Origin of the sequence: Ruminococcus sp. N15.MGS-57 (assembly GCF_000980385.1) — a bacterium.
Taxonomy (GTDB): domain Bacteria; phylum Bacillota; class Clostridia; order Oscillospirales; family Ruminococcaceae; genus Hominimerdicola; species Hominimerdicola aceti.
The window spans coordinates 1-1,078 of the sequence record NZ_LARF01000111.1 but is presented as its reverse complement, the minus strand read 5'-3'; the positions used below and the strand labels follow the sequence as shown (position 1 = coordinate 1,078).

Genomic DNA, 1,078 nt, shown 5'->3' with positions numbered 1-1,078 from the left:
TCCTCATACTCAAGGTATCTTTTTGATTCAGGAAAGTCATTTATTAGGTCGTTAATAAGCTTTTCTTGATTTTTAGTTGCATTGGCATTTCTGTCAACAAATTTTTGACTTCGTATCTCGACAGTTTCACGGGTAGCAATGTACTTTGTATAGTTTCTGCGTTTTGTTTTATTCTTCTGATTTCCGCTTTTCAGATAACGGCTCGTAACGATAAGCTGCGACATTTTACACCTTCCTTATGATAATAAGCACCACAAAGTTACATTTCACTACATTTCACCAAATAATTTTGACATTTCACAGCACGATGTATTCTTATATGATATAATATTATTGGTTGTAACATATCACTGAAAGTCCATTTTGTTTCTTGGGTGCTTAGTCTTTAAGATCTCCTTTTGCTTTGATGATGTGACGTGCGTGTAGATCTGAGTCGTGGTTATTGAACTGTGACCCAACATTCTTTGTATGTAACGAATGTCCACGTCCTCTTCCAAAAGCAGAGTTGCAAACGAGTGACGGAACATATGGGGCGTTATGTGCATTTCAACACCGCATTGTCTGCAATAGGAACTCAGCATATTTCTTACGGACTGCTCTGTCATTCTTCTGCCGAGCTTATTGACGAAGAAGTACCCTGACACGGCGATCTTATCTTCAAAAAGCAGTCTGTACCTTTTAAGTATACTGAGAACAGCCATATTTTCCACGGGTATAAGGCGTTCTTTTGAACCTTTGCCGTAGAACTTAACGGAGCGTCCTAAAAGATCAACATTTTCCGGTTTAAGAGTACATATCTCAGCTATCCTTGCACCTGTAGCAAAAAGCAATTCAATCACAGCGGCATTTCTGACGGCACATTTCATTTGGTAAGCACTTTGGGCTGAACCTATCTGCTGATAAGAAAAGGAAATTATCTTAGCGATCACGTCGAGAGGTATCGTTTTGGGCAGCAGCACAGGCTCTCTGATCGAAGTTTCTAGCTTATCAAATGGGTTAAATTCTATGTAGTCTTGCAGCAAAAGAAACCTGCTAAGAAAAATCAATAGGCAAAATGAACAAAGTTGAGAAAAGAAGC

1 protein-coding gene and 1 pseudogene are annotated in these 1,078 nt (G+C 38.9%); both read right to left on the bottom strand.

Annotated elements, in window-relative coordinates:
- Positions 1-224 (bottom strand): annotated as a pseudogene (locus WS40_RS10685) (MobP3 family relaxase); the annotation flags it as partial.
- Positions 225-347: 123 nt separating this feature from the next.
- The gene (locus tag WS40_RS10680) at positions 348-1,022 is read right to left on the bottom strand and encodes a tyrosine-type recombinase/integrase (RefSeq protein ID WP_325208544.1); all 675 of its coding nucleotides are present in this window, start codon (positions 1,020-1,022) and stop codon (positions 348-350) included.
- Between the last annotated feature and the right edge of the window lie 56 nt (positions 1,023-1,078).